The organism is Citrobacter sp. XY323 (assembly GCF_025106035.1).
Lineage (GTDB): Bacteria > Pseudomonadota > Gammaproteobacteria > Enterobacterales > Enterobacteriaceae > Citrobacter > Citrobacter braakii.
This window is the reverse complement of sequence record NZ_JANYUK010000006.1, coordinates 162,041-180,427: the sequence shown is the minus strand read 5'-3', so window position 1 is coordinate 180,427 and position 18,387 is coordinate 162,041. Positions and strand designations below refer to the sequence as shown.

Annotated in this window: 13 protein-coding genes and 1 tRNA gene; 9 read left to right on the top strand and 5 right to left on the bottom strand. The window is 52.5% G+C overall.

Annotated features, from left to right (window positions below; genetic code table 11):
• Window positions 1-408: 408 nt before the first annotated feature.
• From N0B36_RS10380 to N0B36_RS10370, 3 genes are read left to right on the top strand one after another with little or no spacing between them, the layout of a single operon-like run.
• Entirely contained in the window at window positions 409-3,507 is a 3,099-nt protein-coding gene (locus tag N0B36_RS10380; protein ID WP_259687728.1) for a type I restriction endonuclease subunit R, read from the top strand.
• A complete protein-coding gene (locus N0B36_RS10375; RefSeq protein ID WP_259687725.1) occupies window positions 3,501-5,135 on the top strand; it encodes a class I SAM-dependent DNA methyltransferase in 1,635 nt (544 codons plus the stop codon). The genes N0B36_RS10380 and N0B36_RS10375 overlap by 7 nt, the downstream gene beginning before the upstream one ends.
• Window positions 5,128-6,324 carry a restriction endonuclease subunit S gene (locus tag N0B36_RS10370; RefSeq protein ID WP_259687724.1) on the top strand — a complete coding sequence of 399 codons (1,197 nt, stop codon included), beginning with the start codon at window positions 5,128-5,130 and terminating at the stop codon, window positions 6,322-6,324. Before N0B36_RS10375 ends, N0B36_RS10370 begins: the two co-directional genes overlap by 8 nt.
• Before the next feature lie 306 nt (window positions 6,325-6,630).
• Here the strand turns inward: N0B36_RS10370 and N0B36_RS10365 are convergent, their stop codons facing one another.
• Entirely contained in the window at window positions 6,631-7,896 is a 1,266-nt protein-coding gene (locus N0B36_RS10365) for an integrase arm-type DNA-binding domain-containing protein (RefSeq protein ID WP_259687723.1), read from the bottom strand.
• A gap of 198 nt (window positions 7,897-8,094) precedes the next feature.
• A tRNA-Leu gene (locus N0B36_RS10360) sits at window positions 8,095-8,179 on the bottom strand.
• A 220-nt stretch (window positions 8,180-8,399) separates the two neighbouring features.
• Here N0B36_RS10360 and N0B36_RS10355 point away from each other — a divergent pair.
• Entirely contained in the window at window positions 8,400-9,419 is a 1,020-nt protein-coding gene (locus N0B36_RS10355) for an NAD(P)-dependent alcohol dehydrogenase (RefSeq protein ID WP_016155584.1), read from the top strand.
• A gap of 30 nt (window positions 9,420-9,449) precedes the next feature.
• Here the strand turns inward: N0B36_RS10355 and idnK are convergent, their stop codons facing one another.
• A complete protein-coding gene (gene idnK, locus N0B36_RS10350) occupies window positions 9,450-9,971 on the bottom strand; it encodes a gluconokinase (protein WP_047358547.1) in 522 nt (173 codons plus the stop codon).
• A 217-nt stretch (window positions 9,972-10,188) separates the two neighbouring features.
• Here idnK and idnD point away from each other — a divergent pair, with 217 nt between their 5' ends.
• The 5 genes from idnD (at window position 10,189) to N0B36_RS10325 (ending at window position 16,148) form a co-directional block, all read left to right on the top strand.
• The gene (gene idnD / locus N0B36_RS10345) at window positions 10,189-11,232 is read left to right on the top strand and encodes an L-idonate 5-dehydrogenase (protein ID WP_016155582.1); all 1,044 of its coding nucleotides are present in this window, start codon (window positions 10,189-10,191) and stop codon (window positions 11,230-11,232) included.
• An 11-nt stretch (window positions 11,233-11,243) separates the two neighbouring features.
• Complete coding sequence (idnO, locus tag N0B36_RS10340; RefSeq protein ID WP_016151510.1) at window positions 11,244-12,008, top strand: gluconate 5-dehydrogenase; 765 nt, start codon at window positions 11,244-11,246, stop codon at window positions 12,006-12,008.
• A gap of 187 nt (window positions 12,009-12,195) precedes the next feature.
• Window positions 12,196-13,515 carry a gnt-II system L-idonate transporter gene (idnT, locus tag N0B36_RS10335; protein WP_016155581.1) on the top strand — a complete coding sequence of 440 codons (1,320 nt, stop codon included), beginning with the start codon at window positions 12,196-12,198 and terminating at the stop codon, window positions 13,513-13,515.
• Between the two features lie 52 nt (window positions 13,516-13,567).
• Window positions 13,568-14,566, top strand: a complete 999-nt coding sequence (locus N0B36_RS10330; RefSeq protein ID WP_047358548.1) for a LacI family DNA-binding transcriptional regulator — start codon at window positions 13,568-13,570, stop codon at window positions 14,564-14,566.
• Between the two features lie 79 nt (window positions 14,567-14,645).
• On the top strand, window positions 14,646-16,148 hold the full coding sequence (locus N0B36_RS10325) for a helicase HerA-like C-terminal domain-containing protein (RefSeq protein ID WP_200080236.1): 1,503 nt from the start codon (window positions 14,646-14,648) through the stop codon (window positions 16,146-16,148).
• Between the two features lie 39 nt (window positions 16,149-16,187).
• On the opposite strand, the gene lptG is transcribed toward N0B36_RS10325, so the two are convergent.
• Both lptG and lptF read right to left on the bottom strand, forming a co-directional pair.
• Window positions 16,188-17,270 carry an LPS export ABC transporter permease LptG gene (gene lptG / locus N0B36_RS10320; protein WP_008786067.1) on the bottom strand — a complete coding sequence of 361 codons (1,083 nt, stop codon included), beginning with the start codon at window positions 17,268-17,270 and terminating at the stop codon, window positions 16,188-16,190.
• Complete coding sequence (lptF, locus tag N0B36_RS10315) at window positions 17,270-18,370, bottom strand: LPS export ABC transporter permease LptF (RefSeq protein WP_016151506.1); 1,101 nt, start codon at window positions 18,368-18,370, stop codon at window positions 17,270-17,272. Before lptF ends, lptG begins: the two co-directional genes overlap by 1 nt.
• Window positions 18,371-18,387: the final 17 nt, after the last annotated feature.

Here is an 18,387-nt window from a genome sequence, read left to right as displayed (position 1 = left end):
TAAAGGTTCGTGCCATGCAGAGCTTTAGTCTGCGCTATCTGTGACTTCACCAGTTATCTGAGTGAATTGTGCAGAACCAGAACCGGCTACCGTTCTTCTGCCTTAGCGGCGTATGCTGGCCTGACATGGGCGTTGATTCCTAGCGAACCGCCGATCGACGTTCCAAGCGAAAACATGATCGACCAGAGCTGGATACGCAACTTTGCCACCATTCTTGATTTTCACGAAAAATTTCAGAGTCTGGCACGGCGGTTATCATTTTCAGTAAAGCGCGACAAATGTACTCCGGCAGTTAACAGAGAACGTGTAACATAGATACAAATTGAACAAACATTGTTGCCAGCCGTTCGGGGGTTGTGGAATACCGCATGGCCTGAGACGTGATAAATACCAAAAACAGGGAACACGATGAAATTCACCGAAGACACCCGGGTAAAAATCCCCGTCATCCTCCACCTGATACGGCTGGGCTACCGCTACCTGTCTCTGAAAGAACAACACTGGGACAAAGAAACCAACATCTTTCCTGACCTTTTCACCGCTGCAGTTGGTAGAATTAACCCCGGAATTGCGCCCGACGACATCGGGCGCCAGTTAAAAGATCTCACGCTGCTTCTCGACAACGACGACCTAGGCCGCGCCTTCTTCGAAAAACTCAGCGACCGTTCCGGCATCAAACTGATAGACTTCGATAACTTCAACAACAACAGCTTCCATGTCGTCACCGAACTGACCTGCGAAAACGGCGATGAAGAGTTCCGCCCAGACATCACGCTGCTGATCAATGGCATGCCACTGATCTTTATCGAAGTGAAAAAGCCCAACAACCGCGAAGGTATCGTCGCAGAACGCAACCGCATCAACGAACGCTTTAAGAACCCCAAATTCAAACGCTTCGCCAATATCACCCAGTTCATGATCTTCTCCAACAACATGGAGTATGACGACAGTGACCCGGAGCCGATTCAGGGGGCATTCTACGCCAGCAGCTCATACAGCAACCCGGTATTCAACTACTTCCGAGAAGAAGAACTCTTCAACCTGACCAACTTACTGAAACCGCTGTCAGAAGAAACCGAAATCGCCGTTCTGAAAGACAACAACCTGGAAGTCATTCGTACCAACCCGGAATTTCAGACTAACAAAGATCACAACCGCCCGACCAACCGCCTTTGCACCGCGCTGTTGAGCCGCGATCGGCTGGCATTTATCCTGCGCTATGCACTGGTGTACGTCGCCGAACCGGGCGGCATCCAGAAGCACATCATGCGTTACCCGCAGCTCTTCGCCACCAAAGCAATCGAGCGCAAACTGAACGCTGGCGTGAAAAAAGGCATTATCTGGCACACCCAGGGCAGTGGAAAAACCGCACTGGCTTACTACAACGTGCGCTTCCTGACGGATTACTTCCAGAGCCAGCAGGTGATCCCAAAATTCTACTTTATTGTTGACCGTCTGGATCTGCTCCAGCAGGCGCAGCGCGAGTTCACCGCCCGTGGCTTAATTGTTCACCTTATTGACTCACGCGAAGCCTTCACCCGCGACATCAAAGCGGCGCAGGCGCTGCACAATCACCACGGCAAAGCGGAAATCACCGTCGTCAACATCCAGAAATTCCGCGATGACCCGGACGTCGTCACCATCAAAGACTACGACATCAACATCCAGCGCGTGTATTTCCTCGATGAAGTCCACCGCAGCTACAACCCCAAAGGGAGCTTCCTGGCGAACTTAAGCCAGTCGGACACCAACGCCATCAAAATTGGCCTGACCGGTACACCTCTGCTGGGAACGGACTACAACTCCCGCGACCTCTTCGGCGACTACATCCACAAATACTACTACAACGCCTCCATTGCCGACGGCTACACGCTGCGCCTGATCCGTGAAGAGATCGCCACCAACTACCGGATGATCCTGCAACAGGCGCTAAAAGACGTAGAAGTCAGAATGGGCGATGTAGATCGCAAATACATCTACGCCCATCCCAGCTTCGTCAAACCGATGCTGGACTACATCGTCACCGACTTTGCCAAAAGCCGGGGCGCGCTGAATGATGGCACCATCGGCGGCATGGTGATATGTGACAGCTCTGAACAGGCCAAACAGATGTTTGAATTGTTCAACGCCGACTACGCCGAATCGCTCACCGTTGCCGATGACGTCACCGACGAAATGTCTATATTACAGGCCGCAGAACCCGCTGCCGTTTACCAGATCCACGCCAAAGAAACACGGAAAATCAAACGCGCCGCTCTGATCCTGCACGACATCGGCAGCAAGCAGGAACGTAAAGAATGGGTGGAACAATTCAAGGCGGGTGAGATTGACCTGCTGTTCGTCTACAATATGCTGCTCACCGGCTTTGATGCCAAACGGCTGAAAAAACTCTACCTCGGGCGGGTGATCAGAAAGCACAACCTGCTCCAAGCGCTGACCCGCGTCAACCGAACCTACAACCACTTCCGCTACGGCTACGTAGTGGACTTCGCCGATATCCGCCAGGAATTTGACGCCACCAACAAAGCCTACTTCGAAGAGCTACAGGCCGAACTGGGCGACGAAATGGAGCACTATTCCCGCCTGTTCAAATCGGCGGAAGAGATCCGCGAAGAAATAGAACACATTAAAGATGTTTTGTTCAGTTTCGATACGGAAAACGCAGAAATTTTCACTGACCAGATAAACCAGATCCAGGACCGGGAAACCGCGCTGGCGCTAAAAAACGCGCTGGCCGATGCCCGCAGCCTGTACAACCTGATCCGCCTCCAGGGCAACACTGAGTTTCTCCAGGCGCTGGACTTCAACAAACTCAACATCCTCTACCGCGAAGCCAGCCACCGCCTCGACTTACTCAACCTGAAGGCGGATCTGGAGCAGGGTGTTGACCTCTCCGGTCTGTTGAACCGTGCGCTGGAAGAGGTGATCTTTGAATTCCACAAAGTGGGCGAAGAAGAACTGGTGCTGGCTGACGAACTGAAAGAGACGCTGCGCCGTACCCGTGAAGCGCTGGCCGCCAACTTCGACCAGCAGGACCCTCAGTTCGTCAGCCTGAAAGACGAACTGGAGCGACTGTTTAAGAAAAAGAAACTCAGCGAAGTCACCCAGGAAGAAATGGTTGCGAATATTGGCACACTCAATAAAATTCATGACCGTATTAAAGAGCTGAACCGTCAGAACAACCTGCTGCGCCAGAAATACCGGGGCGATGTGAAATACGCGCGTACCCACAAACGCCTGCGCGAGCACGGCGGCCTTAGCGAGCCAGAGCGTAAAATCTTCGAAGCACTGCTCGGTGTCAAGCAGGATGCGGATGGAAAAGTGCTGAACAATAGCCAAATACTGAACAATGAAAGCTACTTTGAACGCCAGATCGTGTCATGCGTGCTGGAACACTTTGAAAAACAACAGAAGATCACTCTCAGTGCGAAAGCGGCTGGCGATATCAACCGCCTGATTGTGGCGGAATACCTGAACGAATTTAATACCGGAGCACGTACGTGGTAGAACTGGAATTTAGAGACAAAACCAAAACCCTGATCGATAGCCTGAAAAGCATTTGTGCTAACTACGGTCTGGGCAACGACGGTAACGAATTCAAAATCATCACTCAGGCATTTCTATACAAATTCCTGAACGACAAATTCGCCTTTGAAGCCAAAAAGGTGGATACAAGCATCGCCAGCGCCGAAAAATGGGAAGTTGCGCTCAATCAGATGAGTGAAGAACAGCGGGATAAGCTGCAACTGAAAATGAGCGCCGACACAGCGCGTCTGAAGCCACATCACTTCATTCAGTATTTATACAACCGTCAAAATGAGGCCAATTTCGCCACCACCTTTGACGACACCCTGATGGACATCGCCGCTACCAACAACGATGTCTTCGCGGTCAAAACCGACGGCGGTGCAAAAGTGGTGCTGTTTGAACGCTTGAGCCAGTACATCGCCGACGAATCAAAGCGCGACGACTTCTGTCGTGCCATTATCAACAAACTGGCCGATTTCAGCTTCGAGCGCATCTTTACGCAGAAATTCGACTTCTATGCCACCATCTTTGAATACCTGATCAAAGACTACAACAGCAACTCCGGCGGTAAATACGCTGAATACTACACGCCCCATGCCGTAGCACGCATCATGGCGGAAATTCTGGTACCGAAAGCGCAACAGGGCGTCGTGCGCAACGTAAGTTGTTACGATCCATCCGCAGGTTCCGGCACACTGTTGATGAACGTGGCACACGCCATTGGGGAAGATCGTTGCAGCATCTTTGCGCAGGACATCTCGCAGAAATCCTCCAGCCTACTGCGTCTGAACCTGATCCTCAATAATCTGGTGCATTCGATCCCCAACGTTATCCAGGGTAATACCATTCTGCATCCGTTCCACAAGGACGGCAGCGCACTGAAACGCTTTGACTACATCGTCTCAAACCCACCGTTTAAGATGGATTTCAGCGACTTCCGCGATGCGCTGGACAGTAAGGAAAACCAGCAACGTTTCTTTGCCGGGATACCGAAAGTACCCAAAGCCGCCAAAGACAAAATGGCGATTTACCAGTTGTTCCTGCAACACATCATTTTCTCGCTGAAGCCAGGTGGTAAAGCGGCGGTCGTGGTGCCGACCGGCTTTATCACCGCTCAGTCGGGTATTGATAAAGGGATTCGTGAACATCTGGTGAAAAATAAGATGCTGGCGGGAGTGGTCTCCATGCCCTCGAATATCTTTGCCACCACCGGCACCAACGTGTCGATCCTGTTTATTGACGCCAGCAACAAAGAGAAAGTGGTGCTGATCGATGCTTCTAACTTAGGGGAAAAAGTCAAAGACGGTAAAAACCAGAAAACGGTGCTGACAGAAGAAGAAGAACAACGCATCTGCGAGGTATTCAACAATAAGTGGAGCGAAGTAGATTTCTCGGTAGTGGTCAGCTATGACGACATCGCCGCAAAAAATTACTCGTTCAGCGCCGGGCAGTATTTTGATGTGAAAATCGAATACACCGATATGACTCAGGAGCAGTTTTCCGCGAAAATAAAAGGGTTTACGGATAATCTAGAGAGTTTGTTTAGCAAGTCGCGAGAGCTGGAGGCGGAGATTAAGACGCAGATGGCGGGGCTGAAGTATGAGTAAGGTTGCATTCAAAAGATTGGGAGATTTGATTACCCTCAAGAGGGGGTATGATTTACCTGAAAAAGTTAGGATAGCAGGCCCGTATCCAGTAATAAGTTCTTCAGGGGTGTCTGGATGGCATAATGAGTACAAAGTAGAAGGGCCGGGTGTTGTAACTGGGCGATACGGCACCTTGGGTGAAATGTATTATGTTGAAGAAGAATATTGGCCGCACAATACTGCTCTGTATGTACAGGACTTCAAAGGTAATGACCCAAAATACATTTATTATTTATTAAGTTGTTTGGGGCGAATTCGTACTTCTGATAAAAGTGCTGTACCTGGCGTAAACAGAAATGAACTTCATGAAATGGCTGTTCCAGCCATAGAAGATCTGACATCACAAAAAAAAATACGTGAAGTTCTTGAATCAATTGACGAAAAAATCGCCCTCAACAACCGCATCATCGCTGAACTGGAAGCGATGGCGAAAACGCTGTATTACTACTGGTTTGTACAGTTTGATTTCCCTGATGCCAACGGAAAACCGTATAAAACCTCCGGTGGGAAGATGGAATATAACGCTACGCTGAAACGGGAAATTCCGGTGGGTTGGAATGACTCTATCCTTGGTGAGTTTATTGAGTTAGAACGAGGTGTTACTTATAGCAAAGAAGATGTCAAAATTCAGGATAATAAAGATACGATTGGTGTTCTTCGCGCTACAAATGTAACAGGAAATGCTGTAGACATTGATGATTTGGTCCTCATTCCCTCTTGTAAGGCAAGCACAAGCCAAATGTTGAGGAAGTTTGACGTTTTGATAGTAATGTCAAGTGGTAGTAAAGAGCATGTAGGAAAAAATGGTGTGTATTATTTTGAAAAACCTAATGCATTTGGCGCATTTTGTTCAAAAATAACACCAAATAATAAGTTTAGATATTTTATTAATACATTCCTTCAATCCGAATGGTTTAAGTCCTATATAAACAATCAGTGTATGGGAACCAATATTAATAATTTAACAAACAAACATATCACTAAATGTGAGATTATATGCCCTGCTTCTGATGTTGTAGAGTTATTCGAGAATAAAATGATGCCAATTTATAGTAAACTAGCATCAAACACTCAAGAGAATAGCCGGTTAACCAAACTCCGAGAATGGCTCCTCCCCCTACTTATGAACGGACAGGTCACGGTCAAATAATCCCCAACGTGTTTTGCGAGGCGCAGTCCAGATCCATGCTGCGCCTCACTCACCACAACCAAAACCTTGCCATCCATTTCTGTTCGGATATCACCCACATTTACCGGTATTTATTATTACAACACCCACCGACCTATAGCCGTCATCAAAAATCTTACTTTTCACTGTGATTAGACAGTCAATCCGGTTAAGTAAATCGCCGGGATATATATCATTATGAATATCCCGGCGATTTAGGGTATGTTTGTTTCCCTTGGTGGAAGTGTCTTATTTAAAATGAATATTGATGAAGTGGTTCGTTCCAACTCATCTCAATGGATTGTTAGTTTTGGCATAGTCAAAGGGAGAGATAACTTCTTGCATATTCGCATCCAGATAATCCGCCCACCACTGCAACATCAATCTACGCTCCCCCAGATGCTCCGCCTTATGGATGTAAGCTGCCCGAACAGAACTACGCTCCTGATGGCTCATCTGCCGCTCCACTGCATCCCTCGACCACAATCCTGACTCAATCAGTGAACTACACGCCATGGTCCTGAAGCCATGCCCACAGACTTCCGTTTTCGTGTCATAGCCCATCACTCGTAGAGCCTTGTTCACCGTGTTCTCACTCATGGGTTTACGCGGATCGTGATCTCCTACGAAGATCAGGTCACGGTTCCCATTCATGCTTTTGATCTTTTCCAAAATAGCCAGAGCCTGCCGCGACAAAGGAACAAGATGTGGAGTCCGCATCTTTGAACCACGCTGAGAATGTTTAACGCCTTTCAGCGGTTCACGCTCTCCCGGAATCGTCCACATAGCCGTTTCAAAATCCACTTCTGACCAGCGAGCAAAACGCAGCTCGCTTGAACGGATGAAAACCAACAAAGTGAGTTCAACCGCCAGTCGTGTTAACGGCCTGCCAGAATAGTGATCAATGCGGTGAAGTAATTCAGGAATACGGTTGAGTTCTAGAGCAGCACGGTGCTGTCTTTTTGCCGTAGCAACCGCACCGGCAATCTCTTGCGCGGGGTTGTAGTCGATTGATCCGCTCTGCACAGCAAAGCGCATAATAGCAGTAGTACGCTGCTGTAAACGGGCGGCGACCTCAAGACGCCCGGATGACTCCACCGCTTTGATGGGTACAAGCAAATCCCGTGTCTTCAACTCAGCAATGTTCCGCTTACCGATAGCAGCGAAGAGATTATCTTCCAGGCTTTTCAATACACGAGCACTATGCGATGCAGACCACTTCTGATTACTGGCATGCCAGTCTCTGGCAACCACTTCAAACGTTATCGCCTCTTGCTCCTGCTCTACTTTAACTGCTTTCTTGTTCTCAGTGGGATCGACACCATTAGCTAACAGCTTACGGGCTTCATCCCGCCGTGCCCTGGCATCCGCCAGCGAGACTTCGGGATATTTTCCCAACGCCAGCATCTTTTCTTTACCGCCAAAGCGATAACGAAGTCGCCAGTATTTAGAACCGTTAGGGTGAACCAGCAATACCATGCCGTCACCGTCAGTCAGCTTATAGGCTTTTGCTTCAGGCTTAGCCGAACGAACCTTCACATCACTCAGAGCCATGATGAGCATCCTTTCAAGGGTTCTGTGTGGGTACAAACATTATCGAACCGGGATATACCCGCAGTTGTACCCGCATCAGTAAGTTGATGTAGATTGAATCAGGTTGACTTAGGTTGAGTGAAAAAGCGAGGAAAGCCTTGCGGATACTGGATTTCAGGCACAAAAAAAGACGTCCGTTGACGTCTATTGATGTTCCGATGGTGCCGAAGGCCGGACTCGAACCGGCACGTATTTCTACGGTTGATTTTGAATCAACTGCGTCTACCGATTTCGCCACTCCGGCACGGAAGGGATGCGGAAAACGTTGTGGATTATACCTGTCATGCGCCGCCATGCAAGCACCAGCGTGTGTCTGACTCGCTAAGTGTTGAAAATTTCAGCATTACCTTTCTCACCTGTAACCATCGTCACAGTTTGTCCCCTTATTAATCCCCCCTTCTGCGAAGCGTCCCGTTTCCCCATGCTCTACACTTCCAGTTCAACACCACACTGAGGGAAACACGATGTCGATGATAAAAAGCTACGCCGCAAAAGCGGCGGGCAGCGAACTCGAACTCTATGAATATGATGCGGGCGAGCTTAAGCCGGAAGATGTCGAAGTCCAGGTCGATTACTGTGGTATCTGCCATTCCGATTTGTCGATGATCGACAACGAATGGGGGTTCTCTCAGTATCCGCTGGTGGCCGGGCATGAGGTGATTGGTCGCGTGGCGGCGCTCGGCAGCGCGGCGCAAGATAAAGGTCTGAAGGTTGGTCAGCGAGTCGGCATTGGCTGGACGGCGCGCAGCTGCGGGCATTGCGACGCCTGTATCAGCGGCAATCAGATTAACTGTCTGGAAGGTTCCGTTCCCACTATTCTCAATCGCGGTGGCTTTGCCGAGAAGCTGCGGGCCGACTGGCAGTGGGTGATCCCGCTGCCGGAGAGCATCGATCTGGCGGCGGCGGGTCCCTTGTTGTGCGGCGGTATCACGGTGTTCAAACCGCTGCTGATGCACCATATCACCGCCACCAGCCGCGTTGGGGTGATCGGCATCGGCGGCCTGGGGCATATCGCCATTAAGCTGTTACATGCGATGGGTTGCGAAGTGACCGCGTTCAGCTCCAATCCGGCGAAAGAGCAGGAAGTGCTGGCGATGGGAGCGGATAAGGTGGTTAACAGCCGCGATCCGGATGCGCTAAAAGCGCTGGCGGGCCAGTTCGATCTCATTATTAACACGGTTAACGTCGATCTCGACTGGCAGCCTTATTTTGAAGCGCTGGCCTACGGCGGTAACTTCCATACCGTCGGCGCGGTGCTGAAGCCGCTGCCGGTGCCAGCGTTCACCTTAATTGCCGGCGATCGCAGCATCTCCGGTTCGGCAACCGGTACGCCGTTCGAACTGCGCAAGCTGATGAAGTTTGCCGGACGCAGCAAGGTGTCGCCCACCACCGAACTGTACCCGATGTCGCAAATTAACGACGCTATCCAGCACGTGCGTGACGGCAAAGCCCGCTACCGCGTGGTGCTGAAAGCCGACTTCTGATGCAAGGCTCAGTCCCGCAAGGGGCTGGGCTTATTGCCCGTTACGAAACGCGAGCACCGCCTGGCGGCACTGTTCCGTCACATGCTCAATGTCATGGTTCACGTCGATGCGGGCAATATCACGTTCGTCCTCCTGCGGGCACTCCAGCGCATCGAACTGGCTTTTGAGTAATCCCACCGGCATAAAGTGCCCTGCCCGACGCTGCATGCGCGCCAGAATGGTCTCGTAATCGCCGTCCAGCCACAAAAAATGCACATTCGGACTGCCCTGCCGCAATATATCGCGATACTGTTTTTTTAATGACGAGCAGACAATAAACCCGGTCTCATTCTTTTTATATAAACTGTATGAAGCGTCATTTAATCGCGCTAACCACGGTAGTCGGTCTTCATCGGTTAATGGAATACCTTCAGACATTTTATCAATATTTTTGGCCGGATGGAGATCGTCACCATCAATGAATTTAGCCGATAATACCGCAGCAATTTTGCTGCCAATTAAAGATTTACCGCTACCCGAAACGCCCATCAAAATATAACTTTCCCCGGCCATTGAAAAAACTCCAGATTCATATTCCATGGCGCGATACTACGCCTTCCACATTGCAGAATTCACCTTTTTTCGGCGTGGCTGAGCAGATTTACAAGGCGCATCACGTTATGCGTAACATTGTAGTGTAACAATTTTCCAGCGTGATCTTTATCACAAATAATAACAATCAAAACCGTTTAAATGCTGCCGAGGTTACTACCTGACCAGTGAGGCATTTATGCAAGTCAAAACACAATCCTGCGTTGTCGCGGGTAAGAAAACTGTTGCCATTACCGACCAAAATATTGAATGGAATAATAAAGGAACGCTGGTACAAATTACCCGCGGCGGAATTTGTGGTTCCGACTTACATTATTATCAGGAAGGAAAAGTCGGTAATTTTACCGTTAAAGCACCGATGATTTTAGGCCATGAAGTTATTGGTAAAGTGGTGCACAGCGACTCAAAAGAATTACATGAAGGTCAGTCGGTGGCTATTAATCCGTCGAAGCCCTGTGGCCACTGTAAATACTGTCTGCAGCACGAAGAAAACCAGTGCACGGAAATGCGCTTTTTTGGTAGCGCCATGTATTTTCCCCACGTTGACGGCGGCTTTACCCGATTTAAAACCGTCGATACCGCGCAGTGCATCCCCTACCCCCAGCACGCCGATGAAAAAGTCATGGCCTTTGCCGAACCGCTGGCAGTCGCGATCCACGCCGCGCATGAAGCAGGAGACCTGCAGGGCAAGCGCGTGTTTATCTCCGGCGTGGGGCCTATCGGCTGCCTGATCGTCAGCGCGGTGAAAACGCTCGGCGCAGCAGAAATTGTCTGTGCTGATATCAGCCCGCGCTCGCTGTCGCTGGCCCAGCAGATGGGTGCTGACACGCTGATTAACCCGCAGCAGGACTCGCTCGATGAGTGGAAAAAAGAAAAAGGCTACTTCGACGTCAGCTTCGAAGTCTCCGGTCATCCGTCCTCAATCACCACCTGCCTGGAAGTCACCCGCGCGAAAGGCGTGATGGTGCAGGTTGGCATGGGCGGCGCGGTACCGGACTTCCCGATGATGATGCTGATCGGCAAAGAGATCGCGCTCAAAGGCTCGTTCCGCTTTACCACCGAGTTCAACACTGCGGTGTCGTGGCTGGCGAATAACGTTATCGATCCGCTGCCATTACTCAGCGCCGAATATCCGTTTACCGAGCTTGAACAGGCGCTGATCTTTGCCGGGGATAAAACCCAGGCTGCGAAAGTCCAGCTCGTTTTTGCTGAAACAAAATAAGGAAGAACATAATGAACGATCTTTTTTCGCTGGATGGCAAAAATATTCTGATCACCGGTTCGGCCCAGGGTATTGGTTATTTACTGGCGACCGGGCTGGGTAAATATGGCGCGCAGATTATCGTCAATGATATTACGCCGGAGCGCGCGGAGGCTGCCGTCGCCAAACTGCAACAGGAAGGGATCCGCGCCGTTGCCGCGCCGTTCAATGTTACGCAGAAACAGGACATTGATGCCGCCATCGACCATATCGAAAAAGACATTGGCCCAATCGATGTACTGGTGAATAACGCCGGTATTCAGCGCCGCCATCCGTTTACCGAGTTCCCGGAGCAGGACTGGAACGATGTGATTGCCGTTAACCAGACGGCGGTGTTCCTGGTCTCGCAGGCAGTAACGCGTCGGATGGTGGAACGTCAGGCCGGGAAGGTCATCAACATCTGCTCCATGCAGAGCGAACTGGGCCGCGACACCATCACGCCGTATGCCGCCTCGAAAGGCGCGGTGAAAATGCTCACCCGCGGTATGTGCGTTGAGCTGGCACGCCACAATATCCAGGTCAACGGTATCGCACCGGGCTACTTCAAAACCGAGATGACCAAAGCGCTGGTCGAGGATGAAGCCTTCACCGCCTGGCTGTGCAAACGTACGCCAGCCGCGCGCTGGGGCGATCCGCAGGAGCTGATTGGCGCGGCGGTATTCCTCTCTTCCAAAGCATCCGATTTTGTTAACGGGCACCTGTTGTTTGTCGATGGCGGCATGCTGGTCGCCGTCTGATACAACACAACGCAACATCACGCAGCGCCCAGGCGCTGCATTTTTGGCCACCCCTAAATAATTCGAGTTGCTGGACGGCGGCAAGTGAATGAACCCGATGAGCTTACTTGAGTAAGTGATTCGGGTGAGTGAGCGCAGCCAACACACCTGCAACTTGAAGTATGACGGGGATATAAGAGAAACGATTATGCCATTAATAATAATTGCGGCAGGCGTCGCGCTGCTCCTGGTCCTGATGATTGGTTTTAAAGTTAACGGCTTTATTGCTCTGGTCCTGGTGGCGGCGGTCGTCGGTTTTGCCGAAGGGATGGATGCCCAGGCCGTTTTGCACTCAATACAAAATGGGATCGGCGGGACGCTCGGCGGTCTGGCGATGATCCTTGGCTTCGGTGCAATGCTCGGTAAGCTGATTTCCGATACCGGCGCGGCTCAGCGCATCGCCACCACGCTGATTGGCACGTTTGGTAAAAAACGCGTGCAGTGGGCGCTGGTGATCACCGGTCTGGTGGTGGGTCTGGCGATGTTTTTCGAAGTCGGCTTTGTTCTGCTGCTGCCGTTGGTGTTTACGGTGGTGGCCTCTTCCGGCCTGCCGCTGCTGTACGTTGGCGTCCCGATGGTAGCTGCGCTGTCCGTGACCCACTGTTTTCTGCCGCCGCATCCGGGGCCGACCGCGATTGCCACCATTTTCGAGGCTAATCTCGGCACCACCCTGCTGTACGGCTTTATTATTACTATCCCGACGGTGATTGTTGCCGGGCCGCTGTTTTCTAAGCTACTGACCCGCTTTGAGAAAGCGCCGCCGGAAGGGTTATTCAACCCGCATCTGTTCACCGAAGAAGAGATGCCGTCGTTCTGGAACAGTATCTTTGCCGCAGTAATCCCGGTCATACTGATGGCGGTCGCCGCAGTGTGCGAAATCACGCTGCCGAAAACCAACAGCGTACGGGTGTTCTTTGAGTTTATCGGTAACCCTGCCGTCGCGTTATTTATCGCTATCGTGCTCGCCATTTTTACCCTTGGTCGGCGTAACGGACGTACGATCGAGCAAATTATGGATATTATTGGCGACTCTATCGGTGCGATTGCGATGATTGTGTTTATCATCGCCGGGGGCGGCGCGTTTAAGCAGGTTCTGGTCGACAGCGGCGTGGGGCAATATATCTCGCACCTGATGACCGGCACATCGCTTTCTCCGCTGCTGATGTGCTGGACGGTCGCCGCCTTGCTGCGTATCGCGCTCGGTTCAGCCACCGTGGCGGCGATCACCACCGCAGGCGTGGTACTGCCGATTATTAACGTCACTCACGCCGACCCGGCGCTGATGGTGCTGGCTACCGGCGCGGGCAGCGTGATTGCCTCCCACGTTAACGATCCGGGATTCTGGCTGTTTAAAGGCTATTTTAATCTCAGCGTCGGGGAAACGTTGCGTACCTGGACGGTAATGGAGACGCTGATTTCCATTATGGGGCTGTTGGGGGTTCTGGCGCTGAACGCCATTCTGCATTAAGACGGTCATCACCGGGGAGCACAGATCCGCGCTCCCCGGCACTGGAGAGAAAATGAGGAACCACAGAATTTCTTTGCAAGACATCGCCACGCTGGCGGGCGTGACCAAAATGACGGTGAGCCGCTACATTCGCTCGCCAAAAAAGGTCGCAAAGGAAACCGGTGAACGCATCGCGCAGATTATGGAGGAGATTAATTACATCCCCAACCGCGCGCCCGCGATGCTGTTGAATGCGCAAAGCTATACGCTTGGCGTGCTGATCCCCTCGTTTCAAAACCAGCTGTTCGCAGACATTCTGGCAGGCATTGAGTCGGTCACCTCGGACCATAACTATCAGACGCTGATCGCCAACTACAATTACGACCGGGAATCCGAGGAAGAGTCGGTGATCAATCTGCTGTCATACAATATCGACGGCATTATCCTGTCCGAGAAATATCACACCCTGCGCACGGTGAAGTTTTTGCGTTCAGCCAACATTCCGGTGGTGGAGCTGATGGATATTCAGGGCGATCGTCTGGACATGGAAGTAGGCTTCGATAACCGTCAGGCGGCATTTGATATGGTCAGCACCATGCTGGATAAACGCCAGCGGCGCAAAATCCTCTATCTCGGTTCGAAAGACGACGTCCGCGATGAACAGCGCTATCGCGGCTATTGCGATGCCATGACGCGCCGGGGTCTGGTGCCGCTGCGCGTCAATCCGCGTTCTATTTCGTCCATCCATCTCGGCACTCAGATGATGCGGGACGCGCTCGCCGCGCATCCGGATTTAGACGGCGTTTTTTGCACCAACGACGATATTGCGATGGGCGCGCTGCTGCTGTGCCGCGAGCGCGATCTGGCCGTTCCGGAACAGATCTCGATTGCCGGTTTCCACGGGCTGGAAATGGGCAGGCAGATGATCCCAAGCCTCGCCAGCGTGATCACCCCGCGTTTTGACATTGGCCGCATGGCAGCGCAGATGTTGCTGAGCAAAATCAAGAACAACGACCATAACCACAACACTGTGGATTTGGGGTACCAGATTTATCACGGCAATACGCTTTAAGTCATTTTCTCCGGCCATCGCATACTCTCTTTGATGGACATTGCCTATACTCCAGGCAAGATAAATGGAGGAAATCTCAATGAGCACACCCCTGCTAATTGCCCGCACGCCGGACACCGAACTGTTTTTACTGCCAGGCATGGCCAACCGTCACGGACTGATTACCGGCGCGACCGGGACCGGTAAAACCGTCACGCTACAGAAGCTGGCCGAATCGCTGTCTGAAATTGGCGTACCGGTATTTATGGCCGATGTGAAAGGCGACTTAACCGGCGTGGCCGAGGAAGGGCAGGCCTCTGAAAAGCTGCTCGCCCGCCTGAAAAATATCGGCATTACCGACTGGCAACCGCATGCTAATCCGGTCACGGTGTGGGATATCTTCGGCGAAAAAGGTCACCCCGTGCGGGCCACGGTATCTGACCTCGGCCCGCTGCTGCTGGCCCGTTTGCTGAACCTCAACGACGTACAGTCCGGCGTGCTGGATATTATCTTCCGCATTGCTGATGACCAGGGTCTGCTGCTGCTCGATTTCAAAGACCTGCGAGCCATTACCCAGTACATCGGCGATAACGCCAAATCCTTCCAGAATCAGTATGGCAATATCAGCAGCGCCTCGGTCGGGGCAATCCAGCGTGGACTGCTGTCGCTGGAGCAACAGGGGGCGGCGCACTTCTTTGGCGAACCGATGCTGGACATCAAAGACTGGATGCGAACTGACGCCAGCGGCAAAGGGATGATCAACATCCTCAGCGCAGAGAAGCTCTACCAGATGCCCAAACTGTACGCCGCCAGCCTGCTGTGGATGCTCTCCGAACTGTACGAACAGCTGCCGGAAGCAGGCGATCTGGAGAAGCCAAAACTGGTGTTCTTCTTCGATGAAGCTCACCTGCTGTTCAACGACGCCCCGCAGGTACTGCTGGATAAAATCGAACAGGTGATCCGCCTGATCCGCTCGAAAGGGGTCGGCGTGTGGTTCGTCTCGCAAAACCCGTCAGATATTCCAGACAACGTGCTCGGTCAGTTGGGGAACCGCGTGCAGCACGCCCTGCGCGCGTTTACACCGAAGGATCAGAAAGCGGTGAAAACCGCCGCGCAAACCATGCGCGCCAACCCGGCATTTGATACCGAAAAAGCCATTCAGGAACTGGGAACCGGCGAGGCGCTGGTGTCGTTTCTGGACGCTAAAGGCAGCCCGTCTGTGGTTGAACGAGCAATGGTGATTGCGCCGTGCTCGCGGATGGGACCGGTGACGGATGACGAGCGTAACGGGCTGATTAATCACTCCTCGCTGTACGGTAAATATGAAGAACAGGTCGACCGCGAGTCCGCCTATGAGCGTTTACAGCAAGGCGTGCAGTCCAGCACCGAGCAGCAAAATACACCTCCCGCCAACGGTAAAGCGATCGATGTGGACGGCGGTATTCTCGGTGGATTGAAGGATATTCTGTTTGGCAGCACCGGACCACGCGGCGGCAAGCGCGATGGCGTGGTACAAAGCGTGGCGAAAAGCGCGGCGCGACAGGTCACCAATCAGATAATCCGCGGCATGTTGGGGAGTTTGATGGGCGGGAGAAAACGCTAGCAGGAAGGCGCCCCTCCCGCACAGCGGGAGGGGCGAATATCAGGACTTACGCAGCATCAGCCACAGGCTTATCAGGAAGAAGCTGGCGCTTGGCAGCAACGCGCCGATAATCGGCGGAATGCCGTACACCAGCGTCAGCGGGCCAAAGATTTGGTCCAGCACATAGAACACAAAGCCGAAGCTAATCCCTGTCACCACGCGCACGCCCATCGGGACGCTACGCAGCGGACCAAAGATAAACGACAGCGCCATCAGCATCATTACCGCCACAGACAGCGGCTGGAAGACTTTGCTCCACATATTGAGCTGGTAGCGTCCAGCGTCCTGGCCGCTCGACTTCAGGTACTTCACGTAGTTATGCAGACCACTAATCGAGAGCGCATCAGGATCCAACGCCACGACGCCGAGCTTGTCGGGTGTAAGGTTGGTTTTCCATGTGCCGCTCACCGTCTGCGAGCCGGTGATTTGCTTCGGATCGGTCAGGTTGGATTCATCCACCTGCGACAAACGCCAGACCTTCTGCTCCGGGTCAAACGTCGCACTTGCGGCATAGCGGACGGACTGCAAACGGCGCTTGTCGTTAAAGGAGTAGATGCTAATTCCGCCTAACTCGGCGTCACCTTTCACCCGCTCGATGTAGACAAAGCTGTCGCCATCTTTCGCCCACAAACCTTGCTGGGTAGAGAGCAGCGAGCCGCCGTACATCTGCTGCGCACGGTAGTTACGCGCCATCTGTTCGCCCTGCGGCGCCACCCATTCGCCGATGGCCATCGTCAGCAGCACCAGCGGAATCGCGGTTTTCATCACCGACAACGCCACCTGCATACGGGTAAAGCCAGAAGCCTGCATGACCACCAGTTCACTGCGCTGCGCCAGCATGCCCAGCCCCAGCAAAGCACCCAGCAGCGCCGCCATCGGGAAGAAGATCTGGATATCTTTCGGCGCGCTGAGCAGGGTATACAGCCCGGCGCCCATCGCATCGTAGCTCCCCTGCCCGGCTTTTTTCAGCTGGTCGACAAACTTGATGATCCCGGAGAGCGACACCAGCATGAACAACGTCATCATGATGGTGGTGAAAATGGTTTTACCGATATAGCGGTCAAGTACACCAAAAGGCTGCATTATACCGCTCCTTTACGCATAAAACGGGCACGTAAGCGGCGCATCGGCACCGTATCCCAGAGGTTAAGCACAATCGCCAGCGCCAGATACGCCAGGTTAACCGTCCACATCCAGAACACCGGATCCAGCTTACCTTTGCCGCCGTTCGACTTCAGCGATGTCTGAACCAGGAAGAACAGCAAATAAAGCAGCATTGCTGGCAGCATGGACAGTACGCGACCCTGACGCGGGTTAACCACGCTCAGCGGTACAACCATCAGCGCCATCATAAATACGGTGAATACTAACGTGATACGCCAGGTCAGCTCCGCACGGGCGCGATCGGTGTCGGTCGTCCATAGCGTACGCATGGTCATCTGGTCGGTATCGTTTGGATCCAGCGCCACGGCCTGATGACCGATAATCGCCTGATAATTCTGGAAGTCGGTAATGCGGAAATCGCGCAGCAGCGCGGTCCCTTCAAAACGCGTCCCCTGGTTCAGCGTCACGACCTGAGAGCCATCGCGCAATTGGGTAAGATGACCGGAGTCCGCTACCACCACCGAAGGACGGGCGTTACCTTTCGGGCGGATTTGCGCGAGGAACACATCGTTGAAGTTACTGCCGTCAACGCTTTCGATAAACAGCACCGAGCCGCCGTTAGTTGCCTGCTGGAATTGCCCCTGAGCAAGCGCCGCCATACCGGGGTTCGCTTTCGCCTCCGCCAGGACTTCGTCCTGATGTCTGGAGGACCACGGTCCGGCCCACATCACGTTGACCGCCGCAATAATACTGGTAAACAGCGCCAGCACCATCGCCGCTTTCACTAAGACAGCCTTGCTCAGCCCGCAGGCGTGCATGACCGTAATTTCACTTTCGGTATACAGTTTGCCCAGCGTCATCAGCAGCCCGAGGAACAGGCTTAATGGCAAGATAAGTTGCGCCATTTCTGGCACGCCCAGCCCCAGCAGCGAGAGCACCAGATTCGCCGGGATATCACCGTCAACCGCCGCACCAAGGATCCTGACTAACTTTTGACAAAAGAAGATCAAAAGCAGGATGAATAGGATCGCAAGTTGGCTTTTGAGCGTTTCCCGAACCAGATATCTTATGATTATCACTTTAAATACGCCCGTAA

Bases quoted from the DNA above. Each gene is read 5' to 3' on its own strand.
- N0B36_RS10330 (WP_047358548.1), top strand. From the start codon at position 13,568: ATGAGGAACCACAGAATTTCTTTGCAAGACATCGCCACGCTGGCGGGC.
- N0B36_RS10380 (WP_259687728.1), top strand. From the start codon at position 409: ATGAAATTCACCGAAGACACCCGGGTAAAAATCCCCGTCATCCTCCAC.
- N0B36_RS10325 (WP_200080236.1), top strand. From the start codon at position 14,646: ATGAGCACACCCCTGCTAATTGCCCGCACGCCGGACACCGAACTGTTT.
- N0B36_RS10355 (WP_016155584.1), top strand. From the start codon at position 8,400: ATGTCGATGATAAAAAGCTACGCCGCAAAAGCGGCGGGCAGCGAACTC.
- idnO (WP_016151510.1), top strand. From the start codon at position 11,244: ATGAACGATCTTTTTTCGCTGGATGGCAAAAATATTCTGATCACCGGT.
- idnT (WP_016155581.1), top strand. From the start codon at position 12,196: ATGCCATTAATAATAATTGCGGCAGGCGTCGCGCTGCTCCTGGTCCTG.
- idnK (WP_047358547.1), bottom strand. From the start codon at position 9,971: ATGGCCGGGGAAAGTTATATTTTGATGGGCGTTTCGGGTAGCGGTAAA.
- N0B36_RS10365 (WP_259687723.1), bottom strand. From the start codon at position 7,896: ATGGCTCTGAGTGATGTGAAGGTTCGTTCGGCTAAGCCTGAAGCAAAA.
- idnD (WP_016155582.1), top strand. From the start codon at position 10,189: ATGCAAGTCAAAACACAATCCTGCGTTGTCGCGGGTAAGAAAACTGTT.
- lptG (WP_008786067.1), bottom strand. From the start codon at position 17,270: ATGCAGCCTTTTGGTGTACTTGACCGCTATATCGGTAAAACCATTTTC.
- N0B36_RS10370 (WP_259687724.1), top strand. From the start codon at position 5,128: ATGAGTAAGGTTGCATTCAAAAGATTGGGAGATTTGATTACCCTCAAG.